The organism is Curtobacterium sp. 458 (assembly GCF_030406605.1).
Taxonomy (GTDB): domain Bacteria; phylum Actinomycetota; class Actinomycetes; order Actinomycetales; family Microbacteriaceae; genus Curtobacterium.
In genome coordinates, this window is the sequence record NZ_CP129104.1 from 2,887,259 (window position 1) to 2,905,837 (window position 18,579).

The 18,579-nt window shown below is 72.3% G+C and carries 17 protein-coding genes and 1 tRNA gene; 9 read left to right on the forward strand and 9 right to left on the reverse strand.

Annotation, left to right across the window (positions count from 1 at the left end; translation table 11 throughout):
• Positions 1-3 precede the first annotated feature (3 nt).
• Genes QPJ90_RS14000 through QPJ90_RS14025 form a run of 6 tightly spaced genes read right to left on the reverse strand, consistent with a single transcriptional unit; the run spans position 4 to position 8,062 of the window.
• Positions 4-675, reverse strand: coding sequence for a TetR/AcrR family transcriptional regulator (locus QPJ90_RS14000; RefSeq protein WP_290131785.1), 672 nt, complete (start codon positions 673-675; stop codon positions 4-6).
• Positions 672-2,735 carry a CocE/NonD family hydrolase gene (locus QPJ90_RS14005; RefSeq protein ID WP_290131786.1) on the reverse strand — a complete coding sequence of 688 codons (2,064 nt, stop codon included), beginning with the start codon at positions 2,733-2,735 and terminating at the stop codon, positions 672-674. The genes QPJ90_RS14000 and QPJ90_RS14005 overlap by 4 nt, the downstream gene beginning before the upstream one ends.
• Entirely contained in the window at positions 2,732-4,546 is a 1,815-nt protein-coding gene (locus tag QPJ90_RS14010; protein WP_290131787.1) for an ABC transporter ATP-binding protein, read from the reverse strand. Before QPJ90_RS14010 ends, QPJ90_RS14005 begins: the two co-directional genes overlap by 4 nt.
• Positions 4,543-5,436 carry an ABC transporter permease gene (locus QPJ90_RS14015; protein ID WP_290131788.1) on the reverse strand — a complete coding sequence of 298 codons (894 nt, stop codon included), beginning with the start codon at positions 5,434-5,436 and terminating at the stop codon, positions 4,543-4,545. The genes QPJ90_RS14010 and QPJ90_RS14015 overlap by 4 nt, the downstream gene beginning before the upstream one ends.
• Positions 5,433-6,464: an ABC transporter permease gene (locus QPJ90_RS14020; RefSeq protein WP_290131789.1), complete on the reverse strand. Its 1,032-nt coding sequence runs from the start codon at positions 6,462-6,464 to the stop codon at positions 5,433-5,435. The genes QPJ90_RS14015 and QPJ90_RS14020 overlap by 4 nt, the downstream gene beginning before the upstream one ends.
• Positions 6,461-8,062 carry an ABC transporter substrate-binding protein gene (locus tag QPJ90_RS14025; protein WP_290131790.1) on the reverse strand — a complete coding sequence of 534 codons (1,602 nt, stop codon included), beginning with the start codon at positions 8,060-8,062 and terminating at the stop codon, positions 6,461-6,463. Before QPJ90_RS14025 ends, QPJ90_RS14020 begins: the two co-directional genes overlap by 4 nt.
• Before the next feature lie 212 nt (positions 8,063-8,274).
• On the opposite strand from QPJ90_RS14025, the gene QPJ90_RS14030 reads away from it, so the two are divergent.
• Genes QPJ90_RS14030 through QPJ90_RS14040 form a run of 3 tightly spaced genes read left to right on the forward strand, consistent with a single transcriptional unit; the run spans position 8,275 to position 9,922 of the window.
• Positions 8,275-8,868 carry a molybdopterin-dependent oxidoreductase gene (locus QPJ90_RS14030; RefSeq protein WP_290131791.1) on the forward strand — a complete coding sequence of 198 codons (594 nt, stop codon included), beginning with the start codon at positions 8,275-8,277 and terminating at the stop codon, positions 8,866-8,868.
• Complete coding sequence (locus QPJ90_RS14035; RefSeq protein WP_290131792.1) at positions 8,865-9,650, forward strand: FAD-binding oxidoreductase; 786 nt, start codon at positions 8,865-8,867, stop codon at positions 9,648-9,650. Before QPJ90_RS14030 ends, QPJ90_RS14035 begins: the two co-directional genes overlap by 4 nt.
• Positions 9,650-9,922, forward strand: a complete 273-nt coding sequence (locus tag QPJ90_RS14040) for a DUF6510 family protein (protein WP_290131793.1) — start codon at positions 9,650-9,652, stop codon at positions 9,920-9,922. The genes QPJ90_RS14035 and QPJ90_RS14040 overlap by 1 nt, the downstream gene beginning before the upstream one ends.
• Before the next feature lie 288 nt (positions 9,923-10,210).
• Here the strand turns inward: QPJ90_RS14040 and QPJ90_RS14045 are convergent.
• Positions 10,211-10,282 (reverse strand) — tRNA-Gly (locus tag QPJ90_RS14045).
• Between the two features lie 271 nt (positions 10,283-10,553).
• Here QPJ90_RS14045 and QPJ90_RS14050 point away from each other — a divergent pair.
• The 5 genes from QPJ90_RS14050 to QPJ90_RS14070 all read left to right on the forward strand — a co-directional run bounded on the left by QPJ90_RS14050 (position 10,554) and on the right by QPJ90_RS14070 (position 14,365).
• On the forward strand, positions 10,554-11,315 hold the full coding sequence (locus QPJ90_RS14050) for a glycoside hydrolase family 16 protein (RefSeq protein WP_290131794.1): 762 nt from the start codon (positions 10,554-10,556) through the stop codon (positions 11,313-11,315).
• A 145-nt stretch (positions 11,316-11,460) separates the two neighbouring features.
• Positions 11,461-12,246 carry a phosphatase PAP2 family protein gene (locus QPJ90_RS14055; protein ID WP_290131795.1) on the forward strand — a complete coding sequence of 262 codons (786 nt, stop codon included), beginning with the start codon at positions 11,461-11,463 and terminating at the stop codon, positions 12,244-12,246.
• A complete protein-coding gene (locus QPJ90_RS14060) occupies positions 12,243-12,662 on the forward strand; it encodes a YkvA family protein (protein ID WP_290131796.1) in 420 nt (139 codons plus the stop codon). Before QPJ90_RS14055 ends, QPJ90_RS14060 begins: the two co-directional genes overlap by 4 nt.
• 194 nt (positions 12,663-12,856) lie before the next feature.
• Positions 12,857-13,420, forward strand: a complete 564-nt coding sequence (locus QPJ90_RS14065; protein WP_290131797.1) for a DUF3592 domain-containing protein — start codon at positions 12,857-12,859, stop codon at positions 13,418-13,420.
• A gap of 48 nt (positions 13,421-13,468) precedes the next feature.
• Positions 13,469-14,365 (forward strand): hypothetical protein, encoded by an 897-nt coding sequence (locus QPJ90_RS14070; protein WP_290131798.1) that lies wholly within the window; start codon positions 13,469-13,471, stop codon positions 14,363-14,365.
• A gap of 24 nt (positions 14,366-14,389) precedes the next feature.
• Here the strand turns inward: QPJ90_RS14070 and QPJ90_RS14075 are convergent, their stop codons facing one another.
• Together QPJ90_RS14075 and QPJ90_RS14080 are read right to left on the reverse strand one after the other, a co-directional pair.
• Entirely contained in the window at positions 14,390-15,883 is a 1,494-nt protein-coding gene (locus QPJ90_RS14075) for a family 20 glycosylhydrolase (RefSeq protein WP_290131799.1), read from the reverse strand.
• On the reverse strand, positions 15,880-16,383 hold the full coding sequence (locus tag QPJ90_RS14080) for a hypothetical protein (RefSeq protein WP_290131800.1): 504 nt from the start codon (positions 16,381-16,383) through the stop codon (positions 15,880-15,882). The genes QPJ90_RS14075 and QPJ90_RS14080 overlap by 4 nt, the downstream gene beginning before the upstream one ends.
• Before the next feature lie 117 nt (positions 16,384-16,500).
• Here QPJ90_RS14080 and QPJ90_RS14085 point away from each other — a divergent pair, with 117 nt between their 5' ends.
• Positions 16,501-18,366 (forward strand): family 43 glycosylhydrolase, encoded by a 1,866-nt coding sequence (locus QPJ90_RS14085; protein ID WP_290131801.1) that lies wholly within the window; start codon positions 16,501-16,503, stop codon positions 18,364-18,366.
• Positions 18,367-18,579: the final 213 nt, after the last annotated feature.

Genomic DNA, 18,579 nt, shown 5'->3' on the forward strand with positions numbered 1-18,579 from the left:
CGCTCACGACAAGGGTTCCGTCGGGACCCGCACCAGCGCGGGACCGAGCTCGTGGGCGAGGAACGACCACATCCACTCGAGCGCGACGGAGTTGGTCAGGCCCGGCACGCCCTGCTGGATCTGCGTCGCGACGCCGTCGCTGTACGCCGCGAGCTGGAGGGCGACGGTCTCGGGGTGCGCCGACGCCGCGAACACGCCGGTCTCGACGCCGCGGCGCAGGACCCGCACGAGGCAGGCCTCCCAGACGCGGATGCGTTCGGCGTACTCGGCCGCGACCTCCGGCCGGCGGACGACGGCGGTCCAGTAGTCCGACCAGACCCGCCAGTGCTCACGGACCTCCTGCCGCTCGGCGAACAGCGGTTCGACGAGCATCCGGACGGCCCGCACCGGGTCGGGTTCGGCGTCGACGGCCTCGACGATCGCGCCGTAGAAGCGCTCGGTCTCGAGCACCACGACCTCGTTGAGGATCTCGGCGACGCTGTCGAAGTGGTAGGTGACCGTCCCGACCGACACCCCCGCCTCGGCAGCGATGTCGCGGAGGCCGGTGGCGCCGACCCCGCGGCGGACGATGACCTCGCGGGCGGCCGCGACGATCATCGCCCGGCGGACCTCGGGGCGCTGCCGGGCACGGGTCCGGGAACCGCCCGCCGCCGGAGCACCCGACGCCGCGCTCACGCGGACGTCCGCGGCACGTCGTCGACGAACGTGTGCTCCGCGACGAGCACCTCCGGCGTGCCCGCCGCGCCGTCCCGCGCCCACGCCCGCACGGTGTTCTCGACGCGGAACGTGTCCTCGGACGCGCTGAGCTCCGAGGTCGTCTCGAGGCGCGCCGCCCAGTCGTCCGTCGCCAGTCCGATCGCCCACCGCGACGACGCCCGGGCGCTCGTCGGGTCGCCGGTCCGGATGCGGTAGGTCTCGCGCGCGTCCTCGGAGAAGACGAGCCCGTCCGGGTAGACGCGGCCCCCGCCGTAGCCGGGATCGACGTCGAGCGTCCACTCCCCCGTCTCGACGTCGTGCGTGACGGTCCGCTGCGGCAGCGGCTCCGACGGCTCGACGCGCTCGATCGCGAGCGGTGTCGACCGCTCCGGCGCCTCGAACGTGACGCCGTCGTCGGTCGTCCTCGTCCACAGCGGCAGCCGGAGCGCGGACGCCGACGGATCGACCGCGAGGGTCGGGCTCGCGCCGTGCGGCCACACCCACGGCCAGTACGCCGTCGACACCGCGATCCGGAGCCGGTGCCCGGCGGCGAACCGGTGTCCGGTCGAGACGAGGCGCACGGGGAGCACCGTCGGCTCACCCGGTTCGAGCGGGTCGGCGCGGTCCATCCCTCCCCGGGCCGACGCGTTCAGCACACCGCGCGTGACGAGCGTCGACGACCCGTCCGGCGCGACGTCGCACAGGCGCACGGTGACGGTGGCGCGCGGCTGGTCGCTCGTGACGGTCAGGTCCACGAGGACGTTCCCGAGCAGGTCGAACGACTCGTCCACCGGCAGGTCGAAGCACACCGACCGGCCGTCCTCGGCACGCTGGTCCGGCGGCAGGTCGGTGGCGTTGCCGAACGGGAAGAACCGGCCCGCGTCGACGCCGGTGTGCTCCGGCGACCGGACGACGGCGGCGCCGTCCGTGCCGCCGCGCAGCGCCGACAGCGGCACCGCCCGCACGGACGTCGCCGTGGAGGGCCACGCCTCCGCACCCACCCAGCGACCGCGTCGCTGGTCGTAGTACGACGCGGGTGCTTCGCCCTCGTTGATCCACGCCCGCAGGGCCGGGTCGTCCTCGACGCCCGTGTCGATCCCTCGGAGCCATCGGTCCCACCAGCGCAGCGTCTCCTGCAGGAAGCCGATCGACGGCCCCGGCGCGAGCCCGCGGTCCGGGTACTGGTGCGACCACGGCCCGACGATGCCCTTGACCGGCGCCGACACGTTCGCGACCAACCGCAGCACGGCGTCCCGGTACGGGTCCGCCCACCCACCGACCGCGAGGACCGCGGCGGAGATCCCGGCGTAGTCCTCGGCAGCGCTGCCGTGCCGCCAGTAGTCGTCGCGCTCCTGGTGGGCGAGCCACGTCGGCGTCATCGGACGGTTCGCGTCGAGCCGCTCCCGCCACTGCTCGACCCACCCGTCGCCGACGACCTCGGGGCGCGGCGGACGCGAGTTGAACGCGAACATCGTCGCGCCCCACGCCGCCATGTCGATCCCGAGGAGCGCCCCGCCGACGTAGTGCACGTCGTTGTCGTACCGGTCGTCGGTCGAGCAGACGCTCACGATCGCCTTGAGGGCCTCGGGGGCGCGGGCAGCGAGCTGCAGGGCGTTGAACCCGCCCCACGAGATGCCGAACATGCCGACGGCTCCGGTCGACCACGGCTGCTCGGCGAGCCACGCGATCACGGCCTCGCCGTCCAGGAGCTCCTGCTCGCTGTACTCGTCGTCGAAGAACCCGTCGGACGACCCCGTCCCGCGGATGTCCACCCGAACCGAGGCGTACCCGTGCTCGGCGTACCAGGGGTGCCGCTCCGAGTCGCGCGGCGCCGTCCAGTCGTCGAGCCGGTACGGCAGGTACTCGAGCAGCACCGGGACGCGCTGCATCGGCGCCCCGGACGACGGCGAAGCGGACGCGGGCGACCAGATCCGGGCGTGCAGCCGCACCCCGTCGGGCATCGGGATCCACTCGTCACGGACGACGACGCCGTCCGGCAGGCCGTCGGGCGTCCCGATCGCGGTCAGGTGCTCGGTCATGCATCCACTCCGTTCCCGACGACCACGTCACGCTCGGTCCAGTTCCGGACGAGGTGGCCGTCACCGTGGTCGGTCCACCCCGCGTCGTCCTGCCAGTGCTGCACGCCGTCGTCGACGTCCGGCAACTCCGTGCTGCCCGGTTCGAGCGTGGCGGCGAGGAGCGTCGACGTGTAGGGGTGGTTCGACCCGCCGAACACCGCCTCGGTCGGCCCGACCTCCACGATCCGACCACCGGTCATGACCGCAACCCGGTCCGCGACACCCCGGACGACGGCGAGGTCGTGGCTGATGAACAGGCAGCTGAGCCCCCGCTCGCGCTGCAGGTCGGCCAGCAGCGCGAGGATCCCCGCCTGCACCTGCACGTCGAGGGCCGTCGTGATCTCGTCCGCGATCACGAGCCGCGGTTCCGCTGCGAGCGCACGGGCGATCCCCACCCGCTGCCGCTGCCCGCCGGACAGCTGCGCCGGCAACCGGTCCGCGAACTCCGGACCGAGGCCGACGAGCGTCAGGAGCTCGCCCACCCGCTCCCGCGACGACGACCCCGTGAAGAGCCGGAGCGGGCGGGCGATCGCCGCACCGACCGTCCGCCGGGGGTTGAGCGACGTGTCCGCGTTCTGGAACACGAGCTGCACCGCGCGACGCAGTTCGGGCGACCGTCCGGCGACCGGCACGCCGAGGTCGCCGGCCACCGTGCCGTCGTCGAACGCGAACGTCCCCGACTCGGCCGGCACCAACCCCGCGAGGGCCGTCGCGAGCGTCGACTTCCCGCTCCCGGACTCCCCCACGACCGCGAGCGTCTCGCGCGCGCCGACGGTGAAGGAGACACCGTCGACCGCGGCCGGCAGGCCGCGTCCGTACCGGATCACCAGGTCCTCGGCGGTCACCACCGGACGCGTGCCGACGGGAGGCCCGGAGCGCGTGGCGTCGTCGGCGACCGTCCCCGGGACGGTCACCTCCAGGGCCGGGCGACCCGCGCCTCCCGGCCGTCGCCCGTCCGGCACCGCAGCCAACAGGGCACGCGTGTACTCGTGCTGCGGCGACGCGAAGAGCGCCGCCGTCACGGCGTGCTCGACGACCTCGCCGGCGCGCATGACGGCGATCTCGTCGGCCATCGCCGACACCACGCCGAGGTCGTGGCTGACGAGGAGGACGGCCATGCCGAGCTCACGACCGAGCTCCGCGACGAGGTCGAGGACCGCCGCCTGCGTGACGACGTCGAGCGCGGTCGTCGGTTCGTCGAGCACGAGGACCCGGGGCCGGGCGGCGACCGCCATCGCGACCGCGACACGCTGCTGCTGCCCGCCCGAGAGCTGGTGCGGGAAGCGCCGGACGATCGTCTCCGGTGACGGCAGACGGACCAGACGCGCGAGCTCCGCCACCCGCTCCGGGCCGTCGGGCTCGCCGTGCGCCCGGAGCGCCTCGCGGATCTGCTCGCCGATCCGCATCGACGGTGTCAGTGCCTGTCCGGCGTTCTGCGCGACGACGCTCGCCGTGCCGCCGCGGAGGGCTCGGCGACCGGCCGGTGAGAGCGCGAAGACGTCCTCGCCGCCGACCCGGACGGTGCCGCGCTCGACCACGGAACCGGCACGGAGGTGCGCGAGGAGCGTGCGGGCGACCGTCGACTTCCCGCTGCCCGACTCCCCGACGAGCCCCAGGGTCCGGCCGGCGGCGATCGTGAACGACACCCCGCGGACGACCGGGACGGTCCGGGACCCCGCGGCGTAGGAGATCGCGAGGTCGTCGAGCTGGACGACGGGACCGTCGGCAGTCCCGCCCGGTGTGGTCGCGGTGGTCGTGGCGGTGGCGGTCATGCGCTCGCTCCCTGCGTCGCACGGTCGACGCCGAGGGACTTCGCGAGTCCGTCCGCGGCGAGGTTGAGGCCGACCACGAGGGTGGCGAGGGCGACGATCGGCGCGAGCGTGCCGAGCGGCACGACGGTCAACGCCGTCCGGTTCTCCTGCACCATGAGACCCCAGTCCGGCGTCGGCGGGTTCGCACCGAACCCGAGGAACGACAGCGACGCGACGAGCAGCACGATCCAGGACGCCCGCATCGCGTACTCGACGAGCACCACGTCGAGCACGTTCGGCAGGATCTCCCGGAACACGATCGACAGCGGGCGCTCGCCGCGGGCGCGCGCTGCGGTGACGTAGTCCTGCGTGATCACGGTGCGTGCGGCACCGCGGACCACGCGGGTCACGGCGGGGGCGTAGACGATCGTGACCGCGAGCACGATGACCCAGAGCCCGGCGTCGAAGACCGTCACGACGACGAGGAGCGCGAGGATCGACGGCACGCTGAGCAGGGCGTCGACGATCCGCATCACCACCTCGTCGAACCAGTTGTCGACGTACGCGGTGACGGCGCCGAGGACGGTGCCGACCGCGACCGCGATGGTCGTCGCGAGGAAGGTCACGAGGAGCGCGTACCGGCCGCCGTTCAGCGTGCGGGACAGCACGTCGCGGCCGTACTGGTCGGTGCCGAGCCAGTGCGTCCACGTCGGGCCGGAGAGGACGTCGCCGGCGTTCGTCACGACCGGGCTGTGACCGGCGATCACGGGCGCCAGCACCGCGAGCACGAGGTGGACCGCGATGAGACCGAGCCCGACGGACAAGGCGGTGGAGCCGCGCAGCGGGGCGAGGACACGGCCGACCGCACCGGGTCGCAGGGTGCCGGTCGGACGGGGGGCGACGGCGGTCATGCGGCTGCCTTCCTGGATCGGCTCGTCGCGCTCGCGCGTCGGACGCGGGTCCGGCGCTGCCGTGTGCGGAGCTTCGGGTCGAGCACGAGCGCGACGAGGTCCGCCGCGAGGTTGCACACGATGTACACGACCGCGCTGAGCAGCGCGATGGCCTCGATGGTCGGCAGGTCGCGGTCGTACACGGACTCGAGCATGAGCTTGCCCATGCCGGGGTAGTTGAAGACGTTCTCCACGACGACCACGCCGCCGAGCAGCCACGCCACGTTGAGCGCGATCACCGTGAGGGTCGGCAGCAGTGCGCTCGGCAGGGCGTGCTTCCACACGACCCGGCGCATCGAGAGGCCCTTGAGCTCCGCGGTCGTGACGAACTCGGACGCCATCACGTCGATCGTCGAGGACCGCGCCGTCCGCACGATGTACGCGGCCATCGCGAGCGTGAGCACGATGATCGGCAGCCAGATGGTCGGCAGGAGCTCACCGACCGTGGCGTCGCTCCCCCGCAGCACGACCGCGGGGAACAGCGGCAGGCCGATCGCGAAGAGCAGCACGAGCACGGTCGCGACCATGAACTCGGGGACGCTCATCACGACGAGGCTGACGATCGAGACCAGCCGGTCGGTGGCGCGGCCGCGACGGACCCCGGCGAGCACCCCGAGGAACAGCGACAGCGTGACGCCGACGAGCATCGCGGGGACGGCGATGAGCATGCTGTTCCGGAAGGCCGTGAAGAGCGTCGGTGCGACGGGTTCGCCGCTGACGAGCGACGTCCCGAAGTCGCCGTGCACCGCACCGCCGAGCCACTCGAGGTAGCGCAGCCACACGTTCTGGTCGAGGCCGAGGGACTCGCGGAGCTGCTTGACGGCCTCGGGTGTGGCGTTCTGCCCGAGGAGCTGCTGCGCGACGTCGCCGGGCAGCGCCTGCACCGCGAGGAACACGAAGAGGGACGCGAGGACCACCGTGAGCACGGCGATCCCGAGTCGGCGGAGGACGGGGACGATGACGTCCGTCGGTCTGGTGGTGGTCGTCATCGGCGCAGTCCGATCCGGAGCCAGTCGAACTCGAAGCCGTACTCCGAGTAGTTGACGACGTCGCGGGACAGCCCGACCAGGCGGTCCCCGAACATCGGGGTCATGTCGGCGCCGTCCTCGACGATGAGTCGTTGGGCGTCCTGGTAGAGCGTCAGGCGCTTGGCGTCGTCCATCTCGGCGCGGGCGTCGTCGAGCAGGGCGTCGAACCGCTCGTTCGACCAGGCGCTCTCGTTGTAGGAGGACCCGGACCGGAAGATCTGGTTCAGCAGCTGGTCGATCGGGCGCCCGGTGAACCAGTAGCTCACCATGAGCGGCTTCTGCATCCAGATCTGCGTGTAGTACGAGTCCGAGCTGGAGTTCTGCACCGTCAGGCGGATGCCCGCGTCCGCGACGGCGTCACGGTAGGCCACGGCCATCGGGGTGAAGACCGACTCGTAGCTCGACGTGTAGATCGATGCACGCAGGTCCGACCGGCCGGCGGCCTTGAGCAGTGCCCTCGCCTTGTCCGGGTCGTGCTCGCGGTGGTCGTCCACGAACGCGGCGAGCTGCGGCGGCACGGGGTTGTCCCAGCCGGGCGAACCGGTGCCCTGGAGCGCGGTCTCGACGATCGAGCGGGGGTCGTAAGCGAGCTTCATGGCCTGGCGGACGCGGGGGTCGCGGAACTCGTCGCTCGTCGCGAGCATCGGGATCGTGTACCACTGGGCGTTCTTCGAACGGGCGATCGTCGCCCGGTCCGACGCCGCCACGACCCGCGCCGTGGCGAAGTCGAGGTTCGTCTGCGAGATGAGGTCGATCTGTCCCGCGAGGAGGGCGTTGACCCGCGCGGTGGTGTCCTGGATCGAGAAGAAGTCGATGCCGTCGAGCGCCGGGCGCCCCGCGAAGTGGTCGTCGAACGCCTCGACGCTCCCGGCACCGGCCGGGGTGAACGACGACAGCCGGAACGGGCCCGTGCCGATGCCGGTCCGCCCGATGTCGGCCACGGCGTCCGCGGGGACGATGTAGCACTGGTACGCCGTGAGCAGGGACGGGAACTCCGCGTTCGGCTTCGTCAGCGCGAACCGGAGCGTGTACGGGTCGACGGCGGTCATCGACCGGGCGTCCATCACCTCGCCGAGGACCCCGGCCTGCGGGCTGCCGGTCTTCTCGTCGAGGATGTGCTGGATGCTCGCGATCGCGTCCGCCGCGACGAAGCGCGACCCGTCGTGGAACCGCACGCCGCGGCGGAGCCGGAACGTCCACTCGGTGCCGTCGGCGTTGGCGGACCACTCCTCGGCCAGGTCGGGGACCGGCTGCCCCTGCTGGTCGAGCTTCACGAGCCGGTTGTACAGCGCGCCCAGGTACTCGTAGGCGGAGAGCGAGCTCGCGGAGTCGAGGGTCTCGGCGGCCGAGGCGGCTGGCCGGGCGACCCGGAGTCGGCCGCCGCGTCGTGCCGTGCCGGTGGCGGCGACCTCGGGCAGGGCGTTCGTGCCCGCCGAGGCGCCGGAGCTGCACCCGGTCAGGGTGAGCAGGCCGAGGCCGGCGAGTCCGGCGGCGCCGGACAGGAGCGTCCGGCGGCTCGGGCCGTGGGCGTTCCGGGGTTCGTGGACGATGGGCTGCATTCGGGGTGACCCCTCCTGGTAATCGTTCCGGTGAACGATAAGGGAACGACGGCGATCCCCCAACCCCCTGCAGCCGGCCGTCGGACCCGTCCGGGGCGGCCTCGATGCGCACGGGCGCACCGATCCGGCGTGGTCGGTCCGGTGAGCGCGGGCAGCCCGAGTGTTTACCAACCCGTTACATGCGGGGCGACGAGCAGGCGGGATGATCGAGCATGGCGACCTTCACCCGCGGCTTCGGCGGTCGACGGCACGAGCGCGACGACTCCCGCGTCCCGCCCGGCCAGACCCTCGTCCAGGACTGGCCCGTCCTGTCCGCCGGCGCGACGCCCGAGATCGAGCCGTCGGACTGGTCGTTCTCCGTCCGGACCGAGAGCGGCCTGCACTCCTGGACGTGGGACGAGGTGCAGGCACTCGGCGTCGAGGACGTCACGGTCGACATCCACTGCGTGACCCACTGGACGAAACTCGACATGCCGTGGCGCGGCGTCCCTCTCGACCGGCTGTTCGCGGACGTCGAGACGTCGCTCGACTTCTGCATGGTGCACAGCTTCGGCGGCTACACGACGAACGTCCCGCTCGACGAACTGCTCGACGGGCAGTCCTGGATCGCGTTCGAGGCCGACGGCGAACCGTTGACACCCGAGCACGGCGGACCCGCACGGCTCCTCGTGCCGCACCTCTACTTCTGGAAGAGCGCCAAGTGGGTGCGCGGGATCGTCATGCAGTCCGACGACGAGCCCGGGTTCTGGGAGAACGCCGGCTACAACATGCACGGCGACCCCTGGAAGGAAGAGCGGTACTGGTGAGCGGCGGACCCCCGTCCACCGGCCTGGAGGCACGGCTCACCCCCGATCCGTCGGCACCGGTCCGTCGACGGCCGGCGTGGCACCCCGCGACGGTCGCCTCCGTCACACCCGAGACCCCGAACGCCCGGCGCCTGGTCCTCGACGTCCCGACCTGGCCCGGCAACGACCCCGGCCAGCACCTCGACCTGCGCCTCACCGCCGAGGACGGCTACCAGGCGTCCCGGTCCTACTCGGTCGCGTCGTCGGGATCCGGGACGCAGGTGGTCCTCGCGGTCGACCGGGTCGACGGCGGCGAGGTCTCCCCGTTCCTGGTCGACGCGATCGAGGTCGGCGACGTCCTCGAGGTGCACGGTCCGCTCGGCGGCTGGTTCGTCTGGCACCCGTCGCCGGAGGCCCGGCCGGTGCAACTCATCGCGGGCGGATCGGGCATCGTGCCCCTCGCGGCGATCGCCACAGCGCACGCCGAGGTCGGCGACGCTGCGCCGTTCCGCTTGCTGTACGCCGTGCGGACCCCCGACGACGTCTTCTTCCGTGACGAACTCGACCGGGCCGCCGACGCGGGGGTGACCACCACGTTCGTGCACAGCCGACGAGCCCCCGCCGGCGAACCCGTGGGACGCCTGACCCGGGAGACCCTCGCGGCCGCGGTCTTCCCGCCCGATGCGCGAGCCCAGGTCTACGTGTGCGGTTCCACCCCGTTCGTCGAGCAGGTGCTCGGGTGGCTCACCGAGCTCGGGCACGACACGAGCGACGTCCGCGCCGAACGGTTCGGGGGCAGCTGATGTCGATCGTCGACGGCAACGCGCTCGCCGGGGTGCTCGTCGAGCGGTTCGGACCGGACGCGACGACGGTCCTGCTCCGGTGCCCGGGCTGTGCGAGCGACGGTGTCCTCGCCCGGACCCGTGTCCACCTGACGGCGATGGGAGCCGTCGCGCGCTGCCGCGACTGCGACACCGTGCTCGTCACCGTCGTCGACTCTCCGACCGGCCACCGTGTCCGGTTGTCGGGCACCGCCCGTCTCGACGGCCGGAGGGACGACACGCCGGCGGCCTGAGCGCAAGCGTGCAGCCGGATCCGGCGGGGATCATGCGGGAAACCGCAAACACGAACCCGGCACCCATCCGGGGGGCGAGCTGCTCCGGATGCTCCATCGGGCGTGCGGACCACCCATCCGCCACGACCCAGGGGCACGGTGGCCCCGACGCCGACGAGCGCGGGCACCCGAATCCTGCGCCCGCCGTGCGTCCCGCGTCCGTGGTGCCCGCCGCGGACATCCACCGGCCCGGTACCCGTCGCGGTACGACGAAGGCCCCGGTCACTGCGACCGGGGCCTTCTCCAGCGAGCGGATGACGAGATTCGAACTCGCGACCCTCACCTTGGCAAGGTGATGCGCTACCACTGCGCCACATCCGCGTACCCGATCAGCGTAGCCCCTCCATCCCGCCGTGCACAGCCGACGGCCTTCGTCGGGCGCGTCGACCCCCTCCAAATGGGGTGCCGTCGCCCCGTCATCTGGGGACATCCCGGGCGTGCCCTGGGCAACGCCTCCTGCCTACGCTCGACCAACACGCACCGGTCCGGCCTGGGAGCCCGGCCCGGGACGTCGCGGCACCGAGGGACCGGTGTCGCCGCCGAGACGTGCTGCTCCGTGGCAGCCCGTCCCAGACCAGGGAGTGGAAGACGCATGCCCCAGCACACTTCGATCCGGGCCGTGTTCACCGTCATGGTGCTCGCCGCGGGGCTCACGTTCGTACCGTTCGGGACCAGTGCACCCGCGGAGGCCGCGGCGGTGAACGCCCCCCGCGGGAACATCGGGCAGTTCAAGCAGCAGTTCGTCGAGGAGTTCAAGACCGCGGCCAACTGGGGCGGGAAGTTCGCGCAGACGTACAAGAACAGCTGGCAGCCGTACCCGGACGGCATGAGCAACATGTACTGGTCGGGCAAGCAGATCCGTGCGCTCAACGGGATGATGGACGTGTACCTCGACGGCAAGCACGGCGCCGCGGGCACCTTCGGCACCCCCACCGGCGCCTGGGGGCACAAGGGCGGCAAGTTCAGCGTGCGGGCGAAGGCGATCGGTGGCAACGGCAACGGTGCCGCGTTCATGCTCTGGCCGACGTCGAACGTGTGGAGCGACGGCGAGATCGACTACCCGGAGGCCAACTTCGAGGACTCCCCCATGGCGCACCACCACTCCATGAAGCCGGGGAACGAGGTCAACGCCATCAGCACGTCCACCCGGGTGTCGTGGCGGGACTGGCACGTCTACTCGGTCGAGTGGATCCCCGGGAAGTCCGTCAAGTACTTCCTCGACGGCAAGGTCATCTCGACGGTCACCCGCGACGTCCCGCGGACCGCACACCGCTACATGTTCCAGGTCGGGAACTGGGGCGGGAAGGGGCACCTCTACATCGACTGGGTGTCCACCTACACGCACACCGGCTGACCAGCGGTCGGACCGACGGACGGGAGGCCCGTGGCGACATCGCCACGGGCCTCCCGTCCGTCTCCTGGGCGCGTCGCGACCGCAGCGTCGCTCCGGAGCCGCTGGCAACAGCACGGAACCCGCGACGGAGGAGTTCGATGGGTCGATGCAGCAGGAGCCCGTCGCCGGAGCCGCCGACCGCCGAGGCTGGTGGCACCGCAAGTTCGCCCCGCAGGTCCGCACCGTGGGCCGGGTCGAGCGGGCCGTCCTGCTCCGTGCCGCCGTCGTGCTCGCGATCGCAGGAACGGTCGTCTTCGGGACCGTGCTCGTCGGCGTCCTGACGCACACCGGCTTCCAGCGACTCGACCGTCCCGTCGACGAGTGGTTCGACACGCAGCGCGACGCCGACCGCACGAACGTGATGGTCGTGCTCGCGACGGTGTTCGGGCCGATCGGCATGCCGATCGTCGTCCTCGTGGTCACCGTCGCCTGGGCGTTCCTGGCGCACCACGCGTGGCGTCCGCTCGTCCTCGCGTGCGGGATGGTGCTCGGCGTGATGACCGCTCAGGCACTCGCACCGCTCGTCCGACACCCACGTCCGCCGGTCGCGGAGATGCTGCTCGGCCCCGACCACTCGTTCTCGTTCCCGTCAGGACACGTCCTCGGCGCGAGCGACTTCTTCCTCATCGGGGCGTTCCTGATCGCGTCGCGCACGCACCGACGCTGGATCACGGTCGGCGTGTTCGCACTCGCGGCGCTCATGATCGCGTCCCAGGTCATCAGCCGGCTCTACCTCGGCTACCACTGGCTGACGGACACGCTGTCGTCCGTCGGACTGTCGATGATGATCACCGCACTCACGATCGCGGTCGACACCCACCTCACAGCACGCGTCCCCGAGCTCGCGCAGGACCCGGGACCGACGACGGCGACCGGCGACCTCGTCCGGTGACCGCGCTCGAGGTCGTCGCGAGTGCGGTCGGCGGGCTCCTGCTCGCGTGGCTCGTCGTCGTCGCCGCCCTCTGGGTCGAGCAACGGCGGCACGCGGACCGGTCCTCGCTGCGCGAACTCCTCCGACTCGCCCCCGACGTCGTCCGGTTGCTCCGTCGCCTCGTCGTCGACCGCACCGTACGGGTCAGCGTTCGGGCCTGGCTCGTCGTCCTCCTGGCGTACCTGCTCTCGCCGATCGACCTCGTACCCGACTTCGTCCCGGTCCTCGGGTGGCTCGACGACGCGCTGATCGTCGTGATCGCGCTCCGGTTCGTGGTGCGGAGCGCCGGAGCGGACGCACTCGTGCGGCACTGGCCCGGGAGCCCGGGTGGCCTGCGAGCCCTGCGCCGCGTCGCCGGCGTGACCCTGCCCGGTTGAGCGCCCCAGAGCGTCGCACCAGGCCGGTGACCCGCCGAGCCGGTGGCGTCGGACGCGTCGCGCACCGCCGTAAGGTCGGTCGGACCGGCACGGGCGGCAGCCTGGGCCACCGACGGAGCGCCGGGACCACCGGGGGACGCGGTCCAGTACCGGCGCTGCGCCGGGACGACACCACGAGACGCGGAGGAGCCGCCTTGCCCGACCGGAGACGTCCCGCTGAGGGTCGCGGGGGCACCTGGAAGACCATCGCCGCGGGCGCCGGGTTCCTCGCCGTGTTCATCCTCGCGCCGCTGTTCGGCGGCGTGTTCGTCCTCGGCGCGATCGCCGGCTTCATCGCGGACGGGTACCGGGCGCACCAGGACGACGAACTCCGCGCGGTCGCGACCAGCACGACCGCGATCATCGACACCATCGATGTCCGCCACTTCACGGAGAACTTCGGCCCGGGCAGGACCGAGTGCGTGCCGCAGGTCTCGGGGACCGCGAACGGGGAGCCGCACACGTGGGACATGGTGGACGACGCGGCGTGCGGCGGCGCGTACGAGGTCGGCCAGCGGCTGCAGGTCTTGTACGACCCGTCCGACGTCGACCGGGCGGTGCTCGCCGACCGGGACGCAGGGGGCGTCCGCGCGCGCAGCACCGGCGTGCACGTGCAGCTGCTCGTGGTCGGCGTGGGCTTCGCCGCGGTCGGGACCGGCTGCTGGCTGTGGGTGGGCCGCAGCGATCGCGGGCGGCGGGGACGGCAGCCGTCGTCCTGAGCCGCCGCGGTCGGGCCCGGATCAGTGTCCGTTCGGTACGGTCGACCGGTGGGGGAAGCACGTGAGGAACGCCCGGTGACGGTCCGCGGGAACCGGTTCACGCCGGCGTCGTGGGCGGCGCTGGGAGCCGATGTCGTCGCGGCCGGCGCCTGGACGGCGTGCAACCCGGAGGTGTTCGGGTCCGCCCGGTTCACCCAGGCGTGGACGAGCGGCCTCCTGCTCGTCGTCGGCGCGCTGACCGTGTCCCTGGCCGTCGGCACGCTCCGCACCCGCGTGGAGGTGTTCCCCGACCGTCTCGAGGCGACCCGAGGGCTCCGCCGGACGCAGGTCATCGGTCCCGGGGAGCTCGTGGCCTTCCGGGCCTCCGGGAAAGGCAACACCGTGATCAGCGCCGCCACTGCTCGGCGCCGTGGGTTCTCCACGAACCGGTTCCACCGGCACCACGACGCCCTCGTGGAGTGGCTCGACCGGAACACCGGCGAAGAGTGGACGGCGTTTCGGGACTTCTTCGGCAAGCTCACCGTGCAACGGGACCGGGCGCCGGTCCGGGAGTCGCTGTCGATCCTCCTCGTCGTCGGTGTGTTCCTCGCCACGCTCCTGACGTTCCCCGGTCTGTTCATCGGCAACGCGTACGACGCGGCGCACCGGGAACAGGTGACGTGCACCGTCACCGCCGCGGAGGCGATCACCGTCTCCAGCCGGTCCACCAGGGGCATCGGCTCCTCCCGAGCCGGTGTCGGCGTCGAGACGTCGGACTGCGGCCGCCTGACCATGACGCGCGGCGTCACCGGCGACAGCCGGGACGACATCGCGCGCGAGCTGAACCGCACGAAGGGCCCGCACACCTTCACTGTCGGCGGCGGATCCTTCTGGCTGCGCAAGCACACCCACGTCACGATCCCGGCGCCGACCGTCTACAGCATCGACGACCTCAGCGCCCGCTGACGATCGAGCCGGGCCGGGCTCGAGCTACCCGTCCGCGGTTTCGATCATCGCCACGATGTGCGGCGTGCTCCACCGGAGGAGCGCCGAGGACGGTGGCGCGTCGAGGTCCTCGCCCCAGACGGCGACCGCCGCGCCCGACATCGGCGTGGACAGCCGCGATCCCGAGTCCCCGTCCCACGACCGCAGCGTCCAGTGCCGGCGGAGGTCAGCCGCGGTGTACGCGGCATCCGCCGGGTCGAGGTCGGACGGCACCTCGTAGAGGTAGTACGAGTCGTAGTCGAGCAGGTCGGTCCCGGCCGCGGCCAGGTCGTCCGCCCCGGCTCGGTGCGCCCGTCGCTCCCGACGCTCCGCCGGGTCCTCCGTGTCCCCGTCGAAGCTCCAGTACGTGACGCGGATGCGCGGGTCCAGGCGTCGGATCGCCGACCGGTCGATGCCGTCGTTCCACGCCCAGACCGATCGGGTGCCGACCGCGGCCGCCATCGTGTTCAGCCACGTGACCCGATCACCGGCGCTGACGTCCGCACCCCACTCATCGCCACCGATGTGGACCGCTCGACTGTGCGGGAACGTCCGCGTCACCTCGGCGAGCAGGTCCTTCGCCAACGCGACGCTGCCGGGCGCCGACGGGTCGAGTTCGCTCTCGCCGCCGCGGATGCGGTCCACCCACCGCTGCCCGTGTCGCGCCTCGAGGAGCGCGAACGCCGCGGCCATGTGCCCCGGGGTGTCGATCTCGGGGACGATCGCGATCCGCTGCTTCTCGGCGTACGCCGCGATCGCCCTCGCCTGGGCGGTGCTGAGGAACGGGCGGCCCGTGACCCGGCTCGTGTAGACACCGTCGCGCAGGTCGGCGTTCGCCGGAGTCTGCCCGAGGACCGCGCTCTCGATCCCGACGTTCTGGTCGTCGGTGAGGTGCAGGTGCAGGAAGCGGCCTCCGTGTGCGGCGAGGAGGTCGATGTACCGCTCGATGAGCGCCGGGCGGTAGTAGGCACGGGCGACGTCGAGCATCACGCCGGTCTCGGGCCGGGCCGGGGTCGCTCGCCCGGTGCGCACCGTCGACGTCGACGTGCGACAGGTCGACGCGGAGTACACGCCCGTGCACGCGACGACCGCGTACTTCCCGGCGGGCACCCGGGACGCGGTGGTCAGCGTCGCACCGACGGTCGCCGTCCTGCCCGTGGCCAGCGCCCGGACCGGCACGTGCCCGAGCGCGTAGCGCCCGCTGCCCGACGCGAGGTACAGCCACGCTGGGAGCGCAGACGTCCTCGACGTGCCGGTGTTCCGCACCGTCACGCTGGTCCGGACGGTCGTCCGGGTCGACGAGCTGGTGCTGCTGGCACCGACCGCCGTGATCGTGGGTCCCGGCGCGGTCGGGGACGCGGCTGCCGCCTGCTGATCGCGGGGGTCGACGGCCCCGGCGACGGCGCCCACCCCGACCACGACAGCCACTGCACCGGCGATCGCGATGCCGAGCGCGACGACCCGTCGGACGGTCCGTCTCCGGCCCTCGCGGGCGCTCACCGTCCCGCTCCCCGGGTGACGACGACGGCGTCGAACAACGACCGCCCCGAGCGGTCCGTCGTCGATGCGTCGAGGGTGATCCCGTCGCTGCCCGCCGGGACGTCGATCGGGATCCGGCTCGATGTCCCGCAGGTGATGTCGGCCTGCCCGAGGAGTGCACTCGGTCCGTCATCGTCGACGGTGAGTTCGGTGATGCGCAGGTGCACCTTCTGCTCTGACCGGCAGACGGCCAGCACGTCGTACGGGCCGTGGAGGTCGTACTCGAGCGACACGAGAGCGCGGGCCGTCCTGCTGCCGTCCTCGGCGATCAGTCCCCCACCCCCTCCACCGTGGTTCGCCGTGCCGTCCACGCCGAGCTGCGCGGAGGCCAGGCTCATCCACTGGGCGGAGTCCTCCGAGAGGGCCTCGCTGTGGTCGCCGCCGGAGCAGCCGACGAGCAGCGACGCTGCCACGACGCTGACGACGAGCGCGCTGACGGAGTGACGACGGAGCGGGTGCACGTGATGATCCTGCCGTGCGCCACCGCCGTCCGGCGACCCCGCCATCGCGGGACAGCCGTGTGCGGCGTAGTCTCACCGTCGTCAGCACGCTCCTCGACGACGAGAGCAGGTCACACCGTGCGCAGATCCCTGCAGGCGGTCCTCACGATCGCGACGGTCGCGGCACTCGCGACCACGTTCCTCCAGGCCGGTGCCGAGGCGCCACCCGCGCTGGCCGCCAGCGCGACGTCCGCACGCGGCCAGGCCGCGCCGACCCACCAGAACCCCATGACGCTGTCGCTGCCGGACGGGCAGACCGCCGCGAGCTGTGCGGACCCGACCGTCGTGCACGGGGTCGGGCGGGACCGCGACTGGTACCTCTACTGCACGAGTGACGCCCTCACCGCGACCGAGGAGGACCCCGACGGATCGCTGGTCCAGCACGTCGTCCCCACCTACCGTTCGACGGACCTCACGCACTGGGCGTACGTCGGCGACGCCTTCACGGCCAAGCCGGCCTGGGTCGGCGACGCGAACGGCATCTGGGCCCCTGACGTCGTGTACCGGAACGGTCGCTGGTACCTGTACTACGCCGCGTCGGACACCCCGACGGCGACCTCGCCGACCGGTGGCGGATCGGCCGTCGGTGTTGCGACGAGCACGAGCCCGACCGGTCCCTGGAAGGACTCGGGCGGTCCCGTCGTCGCGCCGCAGGCCGCGCCGAACGGCGCCGAACAGCGCTGGGAGTTCGACCCCGAGGTCATCACCGACCACGGCGCCACCTACCTGTACTTCGGCAGCTACTTCGGCGGGGTGAACGTCCGACGTCTGACCCCGGACGGGCTGCGTTCGGTGCCGTCCACCGAGCGCGAGATCGCCATCGACAACCGGTACGAGGGCACCTACCTCATGCGCCACGACGGCTGGTGGTACTTCATGGGGTCCGCGACGAACTGCTGCAACGGCGCGCTCACCGGGTACGGCGTCTTCGTCGCGCGGTCTCGCAGCCCGCTCGGGCCCTTCACCGACCGGGACGGCGTGGCGATCACGGCGACCCGCGTGGGCGGCACCCCGATGCTCGCGCAGAACGGCGACCGCTGGGTCGGGACCGGGCACAACGCGGTCGTGACGGACCTCGCCGGTCAGGACTGGATCGTCTACCACGCGGTCGACCGTGACGACCCGTACTACGCCGGTCAGGGCACCTACACGAAGCGCCCGGTGCTCATCGACCCGCTCGACTGGGTCGGTGGCTGGCCCGTCGTCCGGGGTGGTGCGGGTCCGTCCGACTCGGTGCAGCCCGGACCCGTCGCCCAGCCCGGCGAACGCCCGACGTACCGTCCGACCCGGACACCGGTCGACGTCCCCGGGCGACTGCTCCGCTCTGCCTCGACCTCGTTCGACGGGTCGACGCTGCCGGCATCGCTCAGCTGGATCCGTGAACCCGATCCGTCGACGTGGACGGTCAGCGGCGGCGCCCTCCGCTGGCAGACCCAGGACGCCGACATCCACCCACCGGCGACGCCACTGGCTTCCGTGCTCGCCGAACCCGCACCGCGCGGCGACTACGTCGTCGAGACGACGGTCGCGGTGGACACCCCGGCCACCGGCGACGGTGTGAACTACGTCCAGGGTGGACTGATCGTGTACGGCGACGACGGCAACTACGTCCGTCTGACGTCCAACTCGATCTTCGACACCCGGCAGACGGAGTTCGGCAAGGAGGTCTCGCCGCAGCCGGCGGGAGCACCGAACTACGGGAACATGGTCGTCGGGCCGGTGGGAGACCGCACCACGCTGCGGATCGTGCACCGTGTCGTCGACGGGCTCGACCAGTACACGGCGTACACGAGCGACGACGGCCGACACTTCGTCCGGGGCGGCACCTGGACGGCGGACCTCGGGGCGCACCCGCGCATCGGGCTGATCTCGCTCGGTGGCGCCGGCTTCACGAGCACGTTCGACGGCCTCCGCGTCAGCACGGTGCGGAGCGTGCGGGGCTGATCCCGATCACCCGACCGTCCTCAGCCTCGGATCCAGCGGCAGCGATCTCCGACGCGGACGGCTGCGAGGGAGCAGGCGAAATGCTTCGCCGCACGAATGTCGACGTCGAAGCGCAGGTGCACTTCGACGGTTGCGAGCACGGGCGGCAGCCTTCGGCGCCGGCGACGACTCTCGACCATCCCCGTGCGCGGAGTTCGCACCCGTTGCTCGAGC